The organism is Aeromonas sp. ASNIH4, from assembly GCF_002934425.1.
GTDB lineage: Bacteria > Pseudomonadota > Gammaproteobacteria > Enterobacterales > Aeromonadaceae > Aeromonas > Aeromonas hydrophila.
The window spans coordinates 615,321-636,414 of record NZ_CP026217.1 but is presented as its reverse complement, the minus strand read 5'-3'; the positions used below and the strand labels follow the sequence as shown (position 1 = coordinate 636,414).

Below are 21,094 nucleotides of genomic sequence, written 5' to 3'. Positions count from 1 at the left end.
TCAGCCCGGCCATTGGCCGGGCTGATTGTTATGGCGCCTTGCGGCATCCGCACAAGATGCGGTGATCAGAGCAGGCCCTGCCCCAACCCACGCAGCCGATCGCTCAGGGTGCCCGCCAGCAGCTGGCGCTGCATGCCCTGCCCCGCCAGCGTCACCAGCACGGCCCCCAGCAGCGGCAGACCGGCCCAGATGGCCCAGTGGAACTGCCACTGCCCCTCGAACCACCACCACTGTAGGCCGAGGGAGCAGAGCTCGACCACCATGGCGGCACACAGACCCGCCAGCAGGCCGCTGGCAACCAGCTCCCAGCGCAGCATCTTCCGGAGCAGCTCGCTGCCGGCCCCCAGGGTGCGCATCAACAGCAGCTCCCGGCGCCGATGGGCCATGCTGGCCTGGGTCTGGGTCAGCAGCACCAGCAGCGCCGCCACCGTCACCAGTCCCAGCATCAGCCCCAGCGCCCGGCTCACCTGATCCGACACCGCCGTCAGCCGCACGATCAAATCGTCCACATCGATCAGGCTCACCGTGGGGTGCCGGCGGATCAACTCCACTTCGGCCACCCGCCCCTGCTCCGGCAGACGATAGCTGCCGAGCCAGGTCTGGGAGAAGGGCGCCAGCACGTCCGGCGAGAAGATCATGTAGAAGTTGGGCCGCATGTTGTCCCACTTGATGGCCCGCAGGCTGGTCACCTGCGCCTTGAAGCTGCGCCCCTCGATGGTGAAGCCCAGGGTGTCGCCGAGAGCGATGTCGAGCCGTTTGGCCAGATCCTTGTCTACCGATACCTGGCCGGGGCCATCCAGCCAGCGTCCTGCGGTCAGGGTGTTGTCCGGCGGCAGGGTGGCGGTGGTGGTGAAGTTGAGCTCGCGATTGACCCCTTCGCGGCCATCTTCATCCGTGTCGCGCACCGCCTCGCTGGCGATGCTGACCAGCCGGCCGCGCACCATGGGGTAGAAGTCCGAGGTCACGGCCCCCGCCTGACGCAGATCGGCCAGGATCCCCTCCCGCTCCCCGTCTGCCACGTTGACCAGGAAGCGGTTGGGGGCATCCGCCGGCAACCGGGCCGAGAACTCGCCGAGCAGGTCGACCCGCGCCGCCCACAGCAGACCGAACAGCATGAGTGCCAGCGCAAAGCCCGCCAGCTGGAACAGGCCGCTGCCCCGCTCGCGGGAGAGATGGCTGATGGCCAGCCGCAGCGCGTGGGGCCCCTGCACCCGGCGACCCAGCCGCAGCAGCAAGGAGGCGATCAGCGCCAGCAGCCCCATCAGCAGGCCCATGCCGCCGATCAGCCCCAGCGCCAGGGTCGCATCGGCGGTGAAGCCCCACACCAGCCCAAACAGCCCGAGCAGCGCCACCGGCAACGCCAGCCAGGGCGGGATCCCCGCCTCCAGCTCGCGCCTCAGTACCCGCAGCGGCGGTACCTTGAGCAGGCGCAGGAAGGGCACGAAGGCCAGCAACAGGGTGATGAAGAAGGCCACCGCCAACCCCAGTGCAAAGGGTCGCCACGACGGCGACGGTAGATCAGCGGGCAGCAGGTTGCCCAGCAGGTGCAGGGTCAGCCACTGCATGGCGCTGCCCGCTACCAGACCGAGCAGGGCGCCGACCAGCGTCAGCGACAGTAGCAGGGTGCCCATCAACTGCCAGAGCGAGCGCCGCGACGCGCCGAGCGTCTTGAGCAGCGCCACCATGTTGGTCTGGCGCTCGGCAAAGTGACGCACCGCGATGCCCATGGCCAGCGCCCCCAGCAGCACTCCCGCCAGGGAGGCGAGCCGGAAGAAGCGCTCGGCATTGGCCAGCGAGCGGCCCACCTGGGAGCCCTGGTCGTCCGGCTTGATCAGCTTCTGCCCCGCCTTGAGTCTGGGTTTGAGCCAGCGTTCATAGTCAGCCACCTGCTCGCGGGAGCCCTTGAACAGGTAGCGCCACTGCTGGCGGCTGCCCGGCAGCAGGGCTCCGGTCGCCTCCACATCGGCGCTGTGGATCAGCGCCCGCGGCGCCAGCAGGAAGGGGCTGAAGCCCTGATCCGGCTCCTGACCCAGTACTCCCGCCACCTTGAGCACCGTATTGCCCACTTCCAACTCATCCCCCGGCTTGGCCGCCAGCAGCTGCATCACCCGGGCGGAGAGCCAGATCTCGCCGGGCGCCGGGGCGCGCTGAGGGCTCAGTTCCAGCTTGCCGTAGAAGGGGAAATCCTCAGGCACGGCACGGATGGAGGCCAGTTGCAGGGCATCGCCATGAAACAGCATGCTGTTGAAGCTGACCGTGGTCTGCACTGCCAGACCCGCTTTTGCCGCCTGCTCGAGCCAGGCGGCCGGCGCCGGCGTGGCCGAGCGCAGCACCCGGTCGGCACCGATAAAGTCGCGGCCGGAGGCTTTGAGCCCGGCATCCAGCCGATCCGCCACCAGGGCCACGCTCAGCACGCAGGCCACGCTCAGTGCCAGCGCCAGCACGAACCAGCGCAGCTCGCCGTTGAATCCTTCCCGGCGCAATAACTTGAATCCCAGTCGCAACTGACTCATGACGTACTCCTCACCTGCATCAGTCCGGGCTGCCCCTTGTCATGGACGCCTTCCCCACACCATAACTTGAATCCCAGTCGCCACTGATTCATGACAGCTCCCTGACTCTTGCTGCAGAGGCGGCTTCGGATGCTGACGCAGCCGCCGCCAGTCGTCCCGCCGCCATCACCAGCTGCCGCTGGCAACGCTGAGCCAGCTCGTGATCATGGGTCACCACCACGAGCGTGGTGCCATGCTCGCGATTGAGCTCGAACAATAGCTCGATCACCCGCTCCCCGGTCTTGCTGTCGAGGTTGCCGGTGGGCTCATCGGCCAGCAGCAGGCTGGGCCGGGTCATGAAGGCCCGGGCGATGGCGACCCGCTGCTGTTCACCGCCGGAGAGGCGCGGCGGCAGATGGTGCAGCCGCTCGCCGAGGCCGACCGCCGCCAGCAGCTCGCGAGCCCGCGGCTCGCAGCGGGTCTCGCCACGCAGCTCGGCAGGCAGCATGACGTTTTCCAGCGCGCTCAGGGTGGGCAGCAACAGGAAGGACTGGAACACAAAGCCGACCTGCTCGGCCCGCAGCCGGGCACGCCCCTCCTCGTCCAGCTGCAGCAGCGACTGGCCGAGGATCTCGATATCCCCCTGGCTCGGCAGATCCAGCCCGGCCAGCAGCCCCAGCAGGGTGGACTTGCCGGAGCCGGAAGCGCCGACCAGCGCCACCGTTTCGCCGCTATTGACTTGCAGGTCGATCCCTTCAAGGATGGTGAGGCTTTCCTGGCCCAGGCGCACTGTCTTGCCCAGGCCCTTGACGTTGATAATGGGAGTTGAATTCATGACGCGTTTCCTGTTTGCCTTGTGCTGCCTGGTGTCATCGGTGCAGGCCCAGACCCTGCTGGTACTGGGCGACAGCCTGAGTGCGGGTTATCAGATGCCGGCGGAGCAGAGCTGGCCTGCGCTGCTCAATCAGAAATGGCAGCAGCAGGGGGGTAAACATCAGCTTATCAATGCCAGCATCAGTGGTGAAACTACGCAAGGGGCGCTGGCCAGATTGCCGGCCCTGCTCAAGGAACATCAACCGGACTGGGTGCTGATCGAGCTGGGTGGCAACGATGGCCTGCGCGGGTTCGCGCCGGCCATCACCCGGGACAATCTCACCAGGATGGTGGCGCTGACCAAGGCGCAACAGGTAAAAACCGTGTTGACCCAGATCCAGCTGCCCCGCAACTACGGCGCGCGTTACCTGCGCCAGTTCGAGCAGATCTTCCCAGAGCTGGCCAGCGCCAATCAGCTGCCGCTGATGCCCTTCTTCATGGATGATATTGCGCTGCGCCCTGAACTCATGATGAACGATGGTATCCACCCTACCGCCGCCGCCCAGCCGCAGATCCGCGACCGGGTAGCCAGCTTCATCGAGCCGCTGCTGACCCAGTGATCCCGGTGTCATGGCCTTGCCTATCTTCCGGGTTCCAACCCCAATAAAAATCCCGCCAAGGCGGGATGTTTATTGCTCCTGTTTCAGCGTTCCAGGATCTGGCGCAACCGCTCCTGGGCCACCCCGACCAGCAGGTCTGGCTGGAACTTGGAGATAAAGCGATCACAGCCCACCTTCTTGACCATCGCCTCGTTGAAGTTGCCGCTCAGCGAGGTGTTGAGGGTGATGAAGAGATCGGACATGCGGGCATCGCTGCGAATTTCGTGGGTCAACCGGTAGCCGTCCATCTCCGGCATCTCGGCATCGGTGATCATCAGCAGGATCTCGTCGGTCACCTTCTTGCCCGCATCGCACCACCCCTTGAGCAGATTGAGCGCCTGCAGGCCATCCTGGCATTCGATCACTTCCAGCCCCAGCTGACCCAGGGTTTCGCGCACCAGATTGCGGGCCGTGCTGGAGTCGTCGACGATGAGTACCTTGCGGCCATGCATTTCCGGCAGGATCTCTCGATCCAGCACCTCTTCCGAGATGCGGATGTCATAGGTGATGATCTCGGCCAGCACCTTCTCCACGTCGATGATCTCGACAATCTGATCCACTCCATCCTCGGGAATGCGGGTGATGGCAGTCAGGTAGTTCGCCCGCCCGGCCGAGCGCGGCGGCGGCAGTATGTCCTTCCAGGTCATGTTGACGATGTTGGCCACCTGCCCCACCAGAAAGCCCTGAATGGTGCGGTTGTATTCGGTAATGATGAGGTTGGACTCGGCATCGATGGGCATGGGGCGCATGCCGATGGCGCTGCGCAGGTTGATCACCGGAATGGAGGTGCCACGGATGTTGGCCACCCCACTGATGTTGTGGTGCGCTCCCGGCATCTTGTTGAGATGGGGCAGCTTGACCACTTCCCGCACCTTGAACACGTTGATAGCAAACAACTGTTGGGATCCCAAACGGAACATCAACAGCTCCAGGCGGTTCTCCCCTACCAGCTGGGTACGTTGGTCCACTGAATCCAATATGCTCGCCATATAAAGCCCTTACGTCCGTTGCCCGAGTCTCGCCATAGTATAGAAGGGTCAGAATCCCAACACGACCCGTATTCTTATCCTATGTCGGCCAGATGATGCAGGAACTTGATAAAAAAAAGCGAGACCCGGCTCGCGGCCGGGCTCTCTTCAAGCTTGTCAGTAACCATTCGCTCACAATTCTCTGTCGACGGTGATACGACCCTGATTATCCGATGAAAATCAGCGCCCCCTTCAATCCCATGACATAAAAAAAGCGGCAGATGAATCTGCCGCTTGTTGCCTGGGGTCGACCGGATTACTTGTCGATATCCAGCATGTTGTTGTTGAGCATGTAATCGATCACCTGGGACGAGGTGGCCGACGCGCTGCCGGTGAGGCTGTCGAACGTGTGGTTCATCAGCACTATCTCCTGGGTCACGGGGGCGGCGCTGCTCTCCTTGACCTGCAGGTGAACCCCTTCGCTGTCCTGGAAGACCGAGAGCAGGCTCTTCAGATCGTTCTGGTTGCGAGAACCATCGTGATCCAGCAGGTCGCTCAGATCCAGCTTGTCACCTTCCGCCTTGGAGAAGTCGACCACGTAATCCTTGGCCACGCTGCCCGCAGCGGTATCGCCCTGCAGCCAGGTGAAGGTATCGGCGCCGCCATCCCCCTTGAGGATGTCATTGCCCAGCCCGCCGACCAGGATGTCATTGCCCAGACCACCGCTCAGGGTATCGTCACCGCTACCGCCGTACAGGGTGTCGTTGCCGCTACCGCCGTACAGGGTATCGTTGCCACTCTCGCCGTACAGGGTGTCGTTGCCGGCACCACCGAACAGGATGTCGTTGCCGGCACCGCCGAACAGGAAGTCATCGCCACCCTGACCGAACAGGATGTCGTTGCCATCCCCGCCAATCAGCACGTCCGCCTTGTCGTTGTTGGAGGACTGATCGAACTCGCTGGCATGGTCCGTGATGTAGTCATGGACCTGGGCATCGGTCACCGAGCCTGCGCTCAGCTTGCCGGCCACATACTGCTTGATGGCCGCGTAGCCTTCACCGTTGATGCCGGCGAAGTGGATGGCATCACCGAACAGGATGTCGTCACCGGCACCGCCGTCAATCCTGTCGCTGCCCGGCAGGTTGTTCACCGAGGTACCCAGGATGGCGTTGGCCAGGTCACTGGCGTTGACACCGGTCATGATGACGCCGTCAGAGTCGTAGGACTTGAGATCGTTGTAGGAGATATTGGCCCCCAGTCCGATCGCTTCCACCGTGACCCCCATGCCCGTCAGCAAGGCAAAGCCGGCAACGGCATTGCTGATGGTGGTGGATGTGGAATCCTGTCCATTACCTGCCAGGGTCGAGTAGGTATAACCACCCAGACCATCAGGGCGCATATAACCGATCGTGGAGACCTTGCCTGAGGTATCGCTCTTGTACACGACGCCCTGGCCATCAATCACGGTGAAGTTACCGTTCTTGTATACCTGACCAGGCACATAACCATTTTGCAGCAGCTGATTGAGATATACGTCTTTGTTGTTGTTGGTGTAGTCATCAACCAGCGGGTTGCTGCCTTCATTGCTCAGATAGTAAGTCGGCTTACCATCGGTAATGAAGTAGGTCAGGTTCTTGGCATTGGTATTACCCTGTACGGTCGAGCTGTTGAACCAGTTGGCCGTGGTCTTGAACACATCCTCGTAATTGGTGCCACCACCGTTGTTGGTGCTGCCATCCATGCTGTCGAGAATGGCTTGCAGCTGGCTCAGGGCGTTGCTGTCCTTCAGGTTCACGCTGACCGACTTGTTGGCCATGGTGTCGAAGTCCACCAGGAAGATGTTGACCGTCCCGGCGCCATCGGTGCCGGCGCTCGCCTTGAGGCTGGAGAACACCTGTGCCAGCTGGCTCTTGATGGTGTTCATGGCGCTGCTGCCGATGCTGCCCGAGCTGTCGACCATGAAGGCGATGTTGTAGTTCTGGCCCGGCAGTACCACGCTGCCATCCAGATCCCCGACCACGATATTGTGCTCGTTGCCATAGGTGCGGTTCTGATCGCCCGGCTCCCCTTCGGTGGAAAGGAAGTAGCTCATGCGGATCGAATCCTGATCCGATGCACTGCTGGTCTGATCGGTCGCCACTTCCTTGGCGATGGCTTCTACCTTCAGGTCGAACTGGCCGGCACTGCTGCCCGGAACCCGCAGGGTCAGGCCGGTCAGCTTGACGTCCAGCGCGCTCTGGTTCCACAGACCGGTCAGCGTCAGCTTGCCATCTGCCCCCACGGTGCCGAGCACGGTGGAGCCCTGATAGAGGGTCGACCCCGTCGGCATGCCGGTCAGTACCAGGCTGTCGAACTGCTCGCTGCCATCCCGGTCGGTCAGGGAAGCGCTGATCTCGAACGGGTAATCCACCACGCTCGGCTGTACCGCCGTCAGGGTGCCGTCGGTCTGGTTGAACTGGTAGATGCCGTCATCAAACTGTACCAGCTCGATGTCGTAGAGCGACTTGCTGATGGTGACGCCGTTCTCCTTCACCAGGAAGTTGAAACCGCCATCACTTCTGCGCTCGATGACATAGTTGGCACGCGAGCCCATCAGTACGGCCAGGTCGGTACCGGCGCCGCCATACAGGGTATCGCCACCCAGTCCGGCCACCAGGATGTCGTTGCCGGTGCCGCCGTCGAGGGTATCGCCGGAGACCGAGTTGCCGCCGACCAATACATCATTGCCCGCACCGCCGACGAAGTAATCGCCACCCCCCTTCACGCTGACGATGTAGTCGTTGCCGCTGGTCCCCACCACGCTGTCCTGGGTCGTGGTGCTGTCGGTAAAGCTGCTGGTGATGCCAAAGTTGCCCTTGTTGAAGTTGCCGCTCTGGAACGCCCCGGTGGAGATGCCGGACGACGGGTACTGGGTATAAAGCGGGACGCCGTTGCCCGTCAGGCTGATGTCGACCACCGGCTTGTCCGCGACCGCCGTGATATCGATCACCAGCTTGCCGCTGTTGCTCAGGTTGGCGCCGTCGCTGATCTGGTAACCAAAGCTGGCGTAATCGCCCTGCAGGTTGCCGGTCACGAGGCCATTGCCGTTGCTGGCATTGGTGCTCGACTCATTGAGGCCAGGCACAAAGCGCAGGTGGCCGCTGTCGATATCGGCGTAGGAGACAAGATCCCCCACCTTCACCGCGATCCACTGGCCGGCTGCGTTCAGATACTCCAGTTTGCCGTTCAGCGGCAGGGTGTTGATCTGCACGCTCAGGTCAGAAGCGGCCTGATCATCGCTGGCACCAAACTGGGCCCACTTCAGCACCAGCGGCGTGTCTTCCTTGCCGGCACTGTAGCCACCCGTGGTCACCGGCGCACGATCGTTGTCGATGATGGTACCGATGCCGTTCTGACCGCCCACGGTCACCGTCAGGGTCTCATTCGCTTCGACCAGACGATCGTCCACCGTCGGGATGGTCACGGTAAAGCCCGACACCCCGGCCGGCACGGTGATCTTGCCAGTGGCGCTGTTGTAGGTTACCCCGTTGCTGAACTGGGCAGTACCCCAGTCAAGGCTGGAAGCCGGGTTGGTACCGCTGCCCTTGATGCCGAAGTCATACTGGGTCGCTTCCTGGGTCGCATCAGAGAGCGTCACCGTGTGCAGCAGGTTGCCGCCCTCGGCCGCACTCTCGCTCGAGACCGACTGTACGATAGGCGTAAACAGCGGCTTGGTTGCGAAAGAGCCCAGGCTGTAGTCGCCGTCGCCATCCACCACCTTGATCTGGAAGTCGATGTCGCCATCTCCCTGCGGCTTGGACATGTTCTGATACTGGAAGAACTCCCACTTGCCGGTGGCCGGGGTAAATTCCAGACGGAACACCAAGGTGCCATCGCTGGCCTTGCCGACCAGAGTATTGGCCGATTCCATCGTGGTGGTGATCAGCTTGCCGGTCGCCGTGGTCAGTCCGGTCTCGGTAGAACCGACCAGTTGCATGTAGCCCTTGCCGTCGGCGCCCCACTGTGGGGTGACCGTGCCGGAACCATAGGCGATGGCCGGCGCCGTGGTGGCACCGAGGAACTCGATGCTCTTCACGGTGAAGTCGCTGTTGTCGGCGTAGAGGCCGTTACCATTGTTGGTGGCCTTGATGACCATGGTATCGAAGCCACCCTGCTGCACCTGGAAGTTGCCGGCATAGTCGCCACCTGCCGCGTTGGAGCTGAAGGTCTGGGTACCGATCAGCACGCCGCCGCGGTAGAACTCGACCACGCCACTCTCCAGCTCGCCACCGAACATCTGGCTGAACTTGATGTTGGCGCCATAGGCTACCTTGCCCGCATCCAGCTTGACGATCAGCTGCTCGGAAGCAGAAGTACCGTTTGCAAAGTGGCGGAAGTCCACCTCGTTGGCGAGGTTGTGGTTCGGTGAACCGACGCTGGAAACCCCCAGACCAGAGCTGGAACCGTTGACATTGGCGGTGATCAGGGCCGAGTTGGTCGACGAGGTAAAGCCCAACGCCGTGATGCTGAAGCCGCTCACGTTCAGGGTCGTCTGGTTGCTGCCACTGTACTTGGTCAGATCAAACAGGCCGGTCAGAGTATCCGGGATGTTGGTCTTGATGACGGAGACGGCCGCCATGTCACCGGCCACCGGCGAGTCATCCTCGACCGAGATGGGCAGACTGCCAGTGGTGGTGGTCTTGCCATCCGATACGGTCACACCGATCTGGAAGTTGAGTACGTCTTCACTGCCCTTGACCGGATGATCAAGCGGAGCCTTGAGCGTCACGTCATAACTCCAGTCGCCCTTGCTGCCACCGGCAGGCGCGGTCAGCTTCACATCCATGACCGCCTTGTAGTCGGCGCCGCCCGGTGTACCGGTATAACCGGTCAATACCTTGGTGGCGGCATTCCAGCTCCACTGCACCGCGGCACCGCCAGCCGTCAGGCCTGCAGGCCCGTTCAGGCTGATGGTAAGCGTATCCTGGCTGTCGACATCGCCGACCGTGATCTTGCCGCTGGCGGCCACGCTGTCGGTGGTATCGCTGCTGCCTGCCGTATCGGCAATGCCGCCGGCCAGCCCCTCTTCGGAGACCACGGCCCCCTTGTCGATACTCAGGGTCGGTGCATCGTTGGTGCCGGTGATGGTGACCGAGACGGTATGGCTGGTGCCATCCACACTCTTGACGGTGAAGCTCTCGACCCGGGTCTCGCCCAGGCCCAGGTACTGCACCTTGCTGTTGTCGACGTTGTAGCTCCAGGCACCGGTCTCGGTGATGGAGAGGCTGCCCAGTGCACCCACGCTCGGGGTGCCGTTGCCGGCCACAAACTTGGCCTGACCCTGATCCGCATCGCTGATAGTCAGCACGCCGCTGTCGCTCAGCTTGCCACCCACCACGTTCAGATCTTCGGTCACTGCCCCCAGGTCATCCCCCGCCACCACAGCGCCATCGTTCACGCCAGTGATGGTGATGGTGACGGTGTGGGTGGTGCCATCGACACTCTTGACGGTGAAGCTCTCGACCCGGGTCTCGCCCAGGCCCAGGTACTGTACCTTGCTGTTGTCGACGTTGTAGCTCCAAGTACCGGTCTCGGTGATGGAGAGGCTGCCCAGTGCGCCCGCACTCGGGGTGCCGTTGCCGGCCACAAACTTGGCCTGCCCCTGATCCGCATCGCTGATAGTCAGCACGCCGCTGTCGCTCAGCTTGCCACCCACCACGTTCAGATCTTCGGTCACTGCCCCCAGGTCATCCCCCGCTACCACAGCGCCATCGTTCACGCCAGTGATGGTGATGGTGACGGTGTGGGTGGTGCCATCGACACTCTTGACGGTGAAGCTCTCGACCCGGGTCTCGCCCAGGCCCAGGTACTGTACCTTGCTGTTGTCGACGTTGTAGCTCCAAGTACCGGTCTCGGTGATGGAGAGGCTGCCCAGTGCGCCCGCACTCGGGGTGCCGTTGCCGGCCACGAACTTGGCCTGACCCTGGTCCGCATCGCTGATGGTCAGCACGCCGCTGTCGCTCAGCTTGCCACCCACCACGTTCAGATCTTCGGTCACTGCCCCCAGGTCATCCCCCGCCACCACAGCGCCATCGTTCACGCCAGTGATGGTGATGGTGACGGTGTGCTCGGTGCCATCCACGGACTTGACCACAAAGGTCTCGACCTTGGTCTCGCCCTCGCCCAGATACTGCACCTTGCTGTTGTCGACGTTGTAAGTCCAGGCACCGCCTTCGGTGATGGAGAGGCTGCCCAGTGCACCCGCGCTCGGGGTGCCGTTGCCGGCCAGGAACTTGGCCTCGTCGGCGCCGTCCACGTCGGTCACGCTCAGGGTACCGGTCTCGGTCAGGGTCGGGGTGGCTTCGTCTTCCACCACACTACCGGTGTCGCTACCGGTAATGACAGCCGCATCGTTGACGCCGGTGATGGTGATGGTAACGGTGTGAGTGGTGCCATCGACTGAAGCCACGGTGAAGGTCTCGACCTTGGTCTCGCCCTCGCCCAGGTACTGCACCTTGCTGTTGTCGACGTTGTAGGTCCAGGCACCGCCTTCGGTGATGGTCAGGCTACCCAGCGCACCCGCACTCGGGGTGCCGTTGCCAGCCAGGAACTTGGCCTCGTCGGCGCCGTCCACGTCGGTCACGCTCAGGGTGCCGGTCTCGGTCAGAGTCGGGTTGGTTTCGTCTTCCACCACGCCGCCGGTATCGGTGCCGGTAATGACCGCCGCATCGTTGACGCCGGTGATGGTGATGGTGACGGTGTGGGTGGTGCCATCGACTGAAGCCACGGTGAAGGTCTCGACCTTGGTCTCACCTTCGCCCAGGTACTGCACCTTGCTGTTGTCGACGTTGTACGTCCAGGCACCGCCTTCGGTGATGGTCAGGCTGCCCAGTGCACCAGTGCTGGCCACGCCGTTGCCGGCCAGGAACTTGGCCTCGTCGGCGCCGTCCACGTCGGTCACGCTCAGGGTACCGGTCTCGGTCAGGATCGGGGTGGTCTCGTCTTCGGTAACTGCACCGCTGTCAGTGCCGCCGATCACGGCAGAGTCGTTCACGCCAGTGATGGTGATGGTGACGGTGTGAGTGGTGCCATCGACCGAGGCCACGGTGAAGGTCTCGACCTTGGTCTCGCCTTCGCCCAGGTACTGCACCTTGCTGTTGTCGACGTTGTAGGTCCAGGCACCGGTCTCGGTGATGGAGAGGCTGCCCAGTGCACCCGCGCTCGGGGTGCCGTTGCCGGCCAGGAACTTGGCCTCGTCGGCGCCATCCACGTCGGTGACGCTCAGGGTACCGGTCTCGGTCAGAGTCGGGGTGGTTTCGTCTTCGGTCACGCCGCCGGTGTCGCTACCAGTAATGACCGCGGCATCGTTGACGCCGGTGATGGTGATGGTGACGGTGTGGGTGGTGCCATCGACCGAGGCCACGGTGAAGGTCTCGACCTTGGTCTCGCCCTCGCCCAGGTACTGCACCTTGCTGTTGTCGACGTTGTAGGTCCAGGCACCGGTCTCGGTGATGGAGAGGCTGCCCAGCGCGCCAGTGTTGGCCACGCCGTTGCCGGCCACAAACTTGGCTTCGTCGGCGCCGTCCACGTCGGTCACGCTCAGGGTACCGGTCTCGGTCAGAGTCGGGGTGCTTTCATCTTCGGTGACCGCACCAGTGTCGCTACCGGTGATCACCGCGGCATCGTTGACGCCAGTGATGGTGATGGTCACGGTGTGCTCGGTGCCATCCACGGACTTGACCACAAAGGTCTCGACCTTGGTCTCACCCTCGCCCAGGTACTGCACCTTGCTGTTGTCGACGTTGTAGGTCCAGGCACCGCCTTCGGTGATGGTCAGGCTACCCAGTGCACCCGCGCTCGGGGTGCCGTTGCCAGCCTGGAACTTGGCCTCGTCGGCCCCGTCCACGTCGGTCACGCTCAGAGTACCGGTCTCGGTCAGAGTCGGGTTGGTTTCATCTTCGGTGACCGCACCAGTGTCGGTGCCGGTGATCACCGCGGCATCGTTGACGCCGGTGATGGTGATGGTCACGGTGTGAGTGGTGCCATCGACCGAAGCCACGGTGAAGGTCTCGACCTTGGTCTCGCCCTCGCCCAGGTACTGCACCTTGCTGTTGTCGACGTTGTAGGTCCAGGCACCGCCTTCGGTGATGGTCAGGCTGCCCAGCGCACCCGCACTCGGGGTGCCGTTGCCGGCCACAAACTTGGCCTCGTCGGCCCCGTCCACGTCGGTCACGCTCAGGGTGCCGGTCTCGGTCAGCAGCGGCTTGGTCTCGTCTTCGGTGACTGCGCCAGTATCGCTACCGGTGATCACCGCGGCATCGTTGACGCCGGTGATGGTGATGGTCACGGTGTGCTCGGTGCCATCCACCGACTTGACCACAAAGGTCTCGACCTTGGTCTCGCCCTCACCCAGGTACTGCACCTTGCTGTTGTCGACGTTGTAGGTCCAGGCACCGCCTTCGGTGATGGCGAGGCTACCCAGTGCACCCGCGCTCGGGGTGCCGTTGCCGGCCAGGAACTTGGCTTCGTCGGCGCCGTCCACGTCGGTCACGCTCAGGGTGCCGGTCTCGGTCAGGGTCGGGTTGGTCTCGTCTTCCACCACGCCGCCGGTATCGGTGCCGGTAATGACCGCCGCATCGTTGACGCCGGTGATGGTGATGGTGACGGTATGAGTGGTGCCATCGACTGAGGCCACGGTGAAGGTCTCGACCTTGGTTTCACCCTCGCCCAGGTACTGTACCTTGCTGTTGTCGACGTTGTAGGTCCAGGCGCCACCTTCGGTGATGGCGAGGCTACCCAGTGCGCCCGCACTCGGGGTGCCGTTGCCGACCAGGAACTTGGCCTCGTCGGCGCCGTCCACGTCGGTGACGCTCAGGGTGCCGGTCTCGGTCAGCAGTGGGTTGGTCTCGTCTTCCACCACGCTACCGGTATCGCTACCGGTGATCACCGCGGCATCGTTGACGCCGGTAATGGTGATGGTGACGGTGTGCTCGGTGCCGTCCACGGACTTGACCACAAAGGTCTCGACCTTGGTTTCACCTTCGCCCAGGTACTGTACCTTGCTGTTATCGACGTTGTAAGTCCAGGCACCGCCTTCGGTGATGGCGAGGCTACCCAGTGCACCCGCACTCGGGGTGCCGTTGCCGACCAGGAACTTGGCCTCGTCGGCGCCATCCACGTCGGTGACGCTCAGGGTACCGGTCTCGGTCAGAGTCGGGTTGGTTTCGTCTTCCACCACGCTACCGGTATCGCTACCGGTGATCACCGCCGCATCGTTGACGCCGGTAATGGTGATGGTGACGGTGTGCTCGGTGCCGTCCACGGACTTGACCACAAAGGTCTCGACCTTGGTCTCGCCTTCGCCCAGGTACTGTACCTTGCTGTTGTCAACGTTGTAGGTCCAGGCACCGCCTTCGGTGATGGAGAGGCTGCCCAGTGCACCGGCGCTCGGGGTGCCGTTGCCAGCCTGGAACTTGGCCTCGTCGGCCCCGTCCACGTCGGTCACGCTCAGGGTGCCGGTCTCGGTCAGCAGCGGGTTGGTCTCGTCTTCGGTGACTGCACCGCTGTCAGTGCCACCGATCACCGCCGCATCGTTGACGCCGGTAATGGTGATGGTCACGGTGTGCTCAGTGCCGTCCACGGACTTGACCACAAAGGTCTCGACCTTGGTTTCACCCTCGCCCAGGTACTGCACCTTGCTGTTGTCGACGTTGTAGGTCCAGGCCCCGCCTTCGGTGATGGTCAGGCTACCCAGTGCGCCCGCGCTCGGGGTGCCGTTACCAGCCAGGAACTTGGCTTCATCCGCCCCATCCACGTCGGTCACGCTCAGGGTGCCGGTCTCGGTCAGCAGCGGGGTGCTTTCATCTTCGGTGACCGCACCGCTGTCAGTGCCACCGATCACGGCAGAGTCGTTGACGCCGGTGATGGTGATGGTGACGGTGTGAGTAGTGCCATCGACTGAGGCCACAGTGAAGGTCTCGACCTTGGTCTCGCCCTCGCCCAGGTACTGCACCTTGCTGTTGTCGACGTTGTAGGTCCAGGCACCGGTCTCGGTGATGGTCAGGCTGCCCAGTACGCCAGTGCTGGCCACGCCGTTGCCGGCCACAAACTTGGCCTCGTCGGCGCCGTCCACGTCGGTCACGCTCAGGGTGCCGGTCTCGGTCAGGGTCGGGTTGGTTTCGTCTTCGGTGACCGCGCCAGTGTCGCTACCGGTAATAACCGCGGCATCGTTGACGCCGGTGATGGTGATGGTCACGGTGTGCTCGGTGCCATCCACCGACTTGACCACAAAGGTCTCGACCTTGGTCTCACCTTCGCCCAGGTACTGCACCTTGCTGTTGTCAACGTTGTAGGTCCAGGCACCGCCTTCGGTGATGGAGAGGCTACCCAGCGCACCGGCGCTCGGGGTGCCGTTGCCGGCCTGGAACTTGGCCTCGTCGGCCCCGTCCACGTCGGTCACGCTCAGGGTGCCGGTCTCGGTCAGCAGCGGGTTGGTCTCGTCTTCGGTGACTGCACCGCTGTCAGTGCCACCGATCACCGCCGCATCGTTGACGCCGGTAATGGTGATGGTCACGGTGTGCTCAGTGCCGTCCACGGACTTGACCACAAAGGTCTCGACCTTGGTTTCACCTTCGCCCAGGTACTGTACCTTGCTGTTGTCGACGTTGTAGGTCCAGTTGCCATCGGCATCGATGGTCAGGCTACCCAGTGCACCCGCGCTCGGGGTGCCGTTGCCGGCCTGGAACTTGGCCTCGTCGGCCCCGTCCACGTCGGTCACGCTCAGGGTGCCGGTCTCGGTCAGCAGCGGCTTGGTCTCGTCTTCGGTGACCGCGCCAGTATCGCTACCGGTGATCACCGCGGCATCGTTGACGCCGGTGATGGTGATGGTCACGGTGTGCTCGGTGCCGTCCACGGACTTGACCACAAAGGTCTCGACCTTGGTTTCACCTTCGCCCAGGTACTGTACCTTGCTGTTATCGACGTTGTAAGTCCAGGCACCGCCTTCGGTGATGGCGAGGCTGCCCAGCGCACCCGCACTCGGGGTGCCGTTGCCGACCAGGAACTTGGCCTCGTCGGCGCCGTCCACGTCGGTGACGCTCAGGGTACCGGTCTCGGTCAGCAGCGGGTTGGTCTCGTCTTCCACCACGCCACCGGTGTCAGTGCCGGTAATGACCGCCGCATCGTTGACGCCGGTAATGGTGATGGTGACGGTGTGCTCGGTGCCGTCCACGGACTTGACCACAAAGGTCTCGACCTTGGTCTCGCCTTCGCCCAGGTACTGCACCTTGCTGTTGTCAACGTTGTAGGTCCAGGCACCGCCTTCGGTGATGGAGAGGCTGCCCAGTGCGCCAGTGCTGGCCACGCCGTTGCCGGCCACAAACTTGGCCTCGTCAGCACCGTCCACGTCGGTCACGCTCAGGGTGCCGGTCTCGGTCAGCTGCGGGTTGGTTTCGTCTTCGGTGACCGCACCAGTGTCGCTACCGGTAATGACCGCGGCATCGTTGACGCCAGTGATGGTGATGGTGACGGTGTGAGTGGTGCCATCGACCGAGGCCACGGTGAAGGTCTCGACCTTGGTCTCGCCTTCGCCCAGGTACTGCACGTCGCCGTTGGCCACGTTGTAAGTCCAGTTGCCATCGGCATCGATGGTCAGGCTACCCAGTGCACCCGCGCTCGGGGTGCCGTTGCCGGCCTGGAACTTGGCCTCGGCGGCCCCGTCCACGTCGGTCACGCTCAGGGTGCCGGTCTCGGTCAGCAGCGGCTTGGTCTCGTCTTCGGTGACTGCGCCAGTATCGCTACCGGTGATCACCGCGGCATCGTTGACGCCGGTGATGGTGATGGTCACGGTGTGCTCGGTGCCATCCACCGACTTGACCACAAAGGTCTCGACCTTGGTCTCGCCTTCGCCCAGGTACTGTACCTTGCTGTTGTCAACGTTGTAGGTCCAGGCACCGCCTTCGGTGATGGAGAGGCTGCCCAGTGCACCGGCGCTCGGGGTGCCGTTGCCAGCCTGGAACTTGGCCTCGTCGGCGCCGTCCACGTCGGTCACGCTCAGGGTGCCGGTCTCGGTCAGGGTCGGGTTGCTTTCGTCTTCGGTGACTGCGCCAGTGTCGCTACCGGTGATCACCGCGGCATCGTTGACGCCGGTGATGGTGATGGTCACGGTGTGCTCGGTGCCATCCACCGACTTGACCACAAAGGTCTCGACCTTGGTCTCGCCTTCGCCCAGGTACTGCACGTCGCCGTTGGCCACGTTGTAAGTCCAGTTGCCATCGGCATCGATGGTCAGGCTACCCAGTGCACCCGCGCTCGGGGTGCCGTTGCCAGCCTGGAACTTGGCCTCGTCGGCGCCGTCCACGTCGGTCACGCTCAGGGTGCCGGTCTCGGTCAGGGTCGGGTTGGTTTCGTCTTCGGTGACTGCGCCAGTATCGCTACCGGTAATGACCGCGGCATCGTTGACGCCAGTGATGGTGATGGTGACGGTGTGAGTGGTGCCATCGACCGAGGCCACGGTGAAGGTCTCGACCTTGGTCTCGCCTTCGCCCAGGTACTGCACGTCGCCGTTGGCCACGTTGTAAGTCCAGTTGCCATCGGCATCGATGGTCAGGCTACCCAGTGCACCCGCGCTCGGGGTGCCGTTGCCAGCCTGGAACTTGGCCTCGTCGGCCCCGTCCACGTCGGTCACGCTCAGGGTGCCGGTCTCGGTCAGCAGCGGCTTGGTCTCGTCTTCGGTGACTGCGCCAGTATCGCTACCGGTGATCACCGCGGCATCGTTGACGCCAGTGATGGTGATGGTCACGGTGTGCTCGGTGCCATCCACCGACTTGACCACAAAGGTCTCGACCTTGGTCTCGCCTTCGCCCAGGTACTGTACCTTGCTGTTGTCAACGTTGTAGGTCCAGGCACCGCCTTCGGTGATGGAGAGGCTACCCAGCGCACCGGCGCTCGGGGTGCCGTTGCCGGCCTGGAACTTGGCCTCGTCGGCCCCGTCCACGTCGGTCACGCTCAGGGTGCCGGTCTCGGTCAGGGTCGGGTTGGTTTCGTCTTCGGTGACTGCGCCAGTATCGCTACCGGTGATCACCGCGGCATCGTTGACGCCGGTAATGGTGATGGTGACGGTGTGCTCGGTGCCGTCCACGGACTTGACCACAAAGGTCTCGACCTTGGTCTCGCCTTCGCCCAGGTACTGTACCTTGCTGTTGTCAACGTTGTAGGTCCAGGCACCGCCTTCGGTGATGGAGAGGCTGCCCAGTGCACCGGCGCTCGGGGTGCCGTTGCCAGCCTGGAACTTGGCCTCGTCGGCCCCGTCCACGTCGGTCACGCTCAGGGTGCCGGTCTCGGTCAGCAGCGGGTTGGTCTCGTCTTCGGTGACTGCACCGCTGTCAGTGCCACCGATCACCGCCGCATCGTTGACGCCGGTAATGGTGATGGTCACGGTGTGCTCAGTGCCATCCACGGACTTGACCACAAAGGTCTCGACCTTGGTTTCACCCTCGCCCAGGTACTGCACCTTGCTGTTGTCGACGTTGTAGGTCCAGGCCCCGCCTTCGGTGATGGTCAGGCTACCCAGTGCGCCCGCGCTCGGGGTGCCGTTACCAGCCAGGAACTTGGCTTCATCCGCCCCATCCACGTCGGTCACGCTCAGGGTGCCGGTCTCGGTCAGCAGCGGGGTGCTTTCATCTTCGGTGACCACACCGCTGTCAGTGCCACCGATCACGGCAGAGTCGTTGACGCCGGTGATGGTGATGGTGACGGTGTGAGTAGTGCCATCGACTGAGGCCACAGTGAAGGTCTCGACCTTGGTCTCGCCCTCGCCCAGGTACTGCACCTTGCTGTTGTCGACGTTGTAGGTCCAGGCACCGGTCTCGGTGATGGTCAGGCTGCCCAGTACGCCAGTGCTGGCCACGCCGTTGCCGGCCACAAACTTGGCCTCGTCGGCGCCGTCCACGTCGGTCACGCTCAGGGTGCCGGTCTCGGTCAGGGTCGGGTTGGTTTCGTCTTCGGTGACCGCGCCAGTGTCGCTACCGGTAATAACCGCGGCATCGTTGACGCCGGTGATGGTGATGGTCACGGTGTGCTCGGTGCCATCCACCGACTTGACCACAAAGGTCTCGACCTTGGTCTCACCTTCGCCCAGGTACTGCACCTTGCTGTTGTCGACGTTGTAGGTCCAGGCACCGGTCTCGGTGATGGTCAGGCTACCCAGTGCACCCGCACTCGGCGTGCCGTTGCCAGCCAGGAACTTGGCCTCGTCGGCGCCGTCCACATCGGTCACGGTCAGAGTGCCGCTGTCAGTCAGTACATCCGGGCTGGCATCTTCCGTCACCGCACCGCTGTCGGTGCCAGTAATAACAGCCGCATCGTTGACGCCAGTGATGGTGATGGTGACGGTGTGAGTGGTGCCATCGACCGAGGCCACGGTGAAGGTCTCGACCTTGGTCTCGCCCTCGCCCAGGTACTGCACCTTGCTGTTGTCAACGTTGTAGGTCCAGGCACCGCCTTCGGTAATGGTCAGGCTGCCCAGTGCGCCCGCGCTGGCCACGCCGTTGCCGGCCACAAACTTGGCCTCGTCGGCACCGTCCACGTCGGTCACGCTCAGGGTGCCGGTCTCGGTCAGGGTCGGGTTGGTTTCGTCTTCCACCACGCCGCCGGTGTCAGTGCCGGTAATGACAGCCGCATCGTTGACCGGCGTAACAGTCCCGGTCACGCCGCCAGTGGCGCTGTTCAGGCCATCGGTGATGGTGTATTCAAACGCGATGTTGCCATTGAAATCCGGAGCCGGCGTGAAGATCAGCTGGCCATTGCTCAGGGTGACGGAACCATTGCTGATCGCTACCGTGCCGCCTTCGGCAATGGTCTGGCCGTTGATGGCGGTAATGGTGAGACGATCTCCATCCACATCCGTGTCGTTGCCAAGCACATTGATGGTGACGGTGCCGTCCTCCGCCACGGTGAACTGGTCGTCACCCGGCAGAGGCGCGGCATTCACCACGCTGTTGTCGGTCCCCTTTGGCGAAGTGTTGCCCACCGGGTCGGTCAGGGTGGCATCCACAGTGATGGGGCCGTTGACCGGCAGATCCGTGGTAGGGATGGTCAGGGTGACCTGGGTACGGCCGATGTCGTCGGTCGTCAGAATTCTGCTGGAGTCAGGCACGCCATCACCGTTCCAGTCCACATCGAGACGATCACCAGCCTTGGCATCGCCCGGCAGCCGAATGATGACATCCACCCCGTTTTCGCGCTCGTTGGCGGAGATGACATTGTCCGCGCCGTCCTGGATTTCCACTTGTGGCGCCGAGGGAGCGGTACTGTCCACGCTGCCGTCATCGGTCGCGGTGCCGGTGTTGCCGGCCGGATCGGTGACGCTGGCAGTCACTGTGTAGGAGCCATCAACCAGCGGAGTGGTCACGTCCACGCTGAAGGTGCCATCCGGATTGACGGTGGTGATCAGGGTTTGCTGGTTGCCATTGGCATCGGTCACCAGCAGGGTCACGGTACTGCCTGCGGTGGCATCCGTGGTTCCCGTAATGGTCGGGGTCGTGTCGTTGGTATTGTCAGGTGCAGAGACGGTGATCACCGGCGGGACGAGATCAATCAGGCGATTCTCTTCACCCGGCAGTGCATCAGCGATCACGCCGGCATCGGTCTGGTTGGCCGTATCAAAACCGGCCGCTGCTATGGTGGCATCACCGGTACGATCGATGGTAACGAAACCACCGTTGCCACTGGCGCCAGCCACGCCACCAATGCCACCACCACCGGCGGCAGGCGCCCCACCCGCGGCAGATGCTTCAAATGCCTTGGTCGGGTCGGCGCCGCCCAGGATGGCCTGCTGCAGGGCCGCGATGTCATTGGGATTGCCGGACGGCACATTCTGGGCAAGCTGCGGCTCTTGAGACGTTTCATCCTCAACCTGCTGCTCGTTGGTCGGGCTCAGGGTGAAAGTCTGGTTGCCGCCTTTGAAGCTGGCGCCTTCAGGAGTGATCAGCACCGCATCCTTGGGCAGGATATCGCCTTCGGCGAGCTGCTTCTGGCTGCCATCAGCGGCCACCAGGTAAACCTTGCCTTTCAACTGGGTAACGACGACGTCCTGATCCAATGCGATATTGTGGCTGCTCATGTTCTCTCCTGAATCTCTATTGGCATGCAATATTCCACCGTCTAATGTGCCCGCGAATGGCGC

Annotated in this window: 5 protein-coding genes; 1 reads left to right on the top strand and 4 read right to left on the bottom strand. The window is 63.2% G+C overall.

Features of this window, described 5'->3' with window-relative positions:
• Positions 1 to 65: 65 nt before the first annotated feature.
• Entirely contained in the window at positions 66 to 2,513 is a 2,448-nt protein-coding gene (locus C2U40_RS02955) for an ABC transporter permease (protein ID WP_103828187.1), read from the bottom strand.
• A gap of 88 nt (positions 2,514 to 2,601) precedes the next feature.
• On the bottom strand, positions 2,602 to 3,327 hold the full coding sequence (locus tag C2U40_RS02950; protein ID WP_045526114.1) for an ABC transporter ATP-binding protein: 726 nt from the start codon (positions 3,325 to 3,327) through the stop codon (positions 2,602 to 2,604).
• Here C2U40_RS02950 and C2U40_RS02945 point away from each other — a divergent pair.
• On the top strand, positions 3,326 to 3,925 hold the full coding sequence (locus C2U40_RS02945; protein ID WP_011707238.1) for an arylesterase: 600 nt from the start codon (positions 3,326 to 3,328) through the stop codon (positions 3,923 to 3,925). The genes C2U40_RS02950 and C2U40_RS02945 overlap by 2 nt on opposite strands.
• 83 nt (positions 3,926 to 4,008) lie before the next feature.
• Here C2U40_RS02945 and C2U40_RS02940 read toward each other — a convergent pair whose 3' ends face one another.
• The gene (locus C2U40_RS02940; RefSeq protein ID WP_017410908.1) at positions 4,009 to 4,953 is read right to left on the bottom strand and encodes a chemotaxis protein CheV; all 945 of its coding nucleotides are present in this window, start codon (positions 4,951 to 4,953) and stop codon (positions 4,009 to 4,011) included.
• A 295-nt stretch (positions 4,954 to 5,248) separates the two neighbouring features.
• Entirely contained in the window at positions 5,249 to 21,031 is a 15,783-nt protein-coding gene (locus C2U40_RS02935) for a VCBS domain-containing protein (RefSeq protein ID WP_104467476.1), read from the bottom strand.
• Between the last annotated feature and the right edge of the window lie 63 nt (positions 21,032 to 21,094).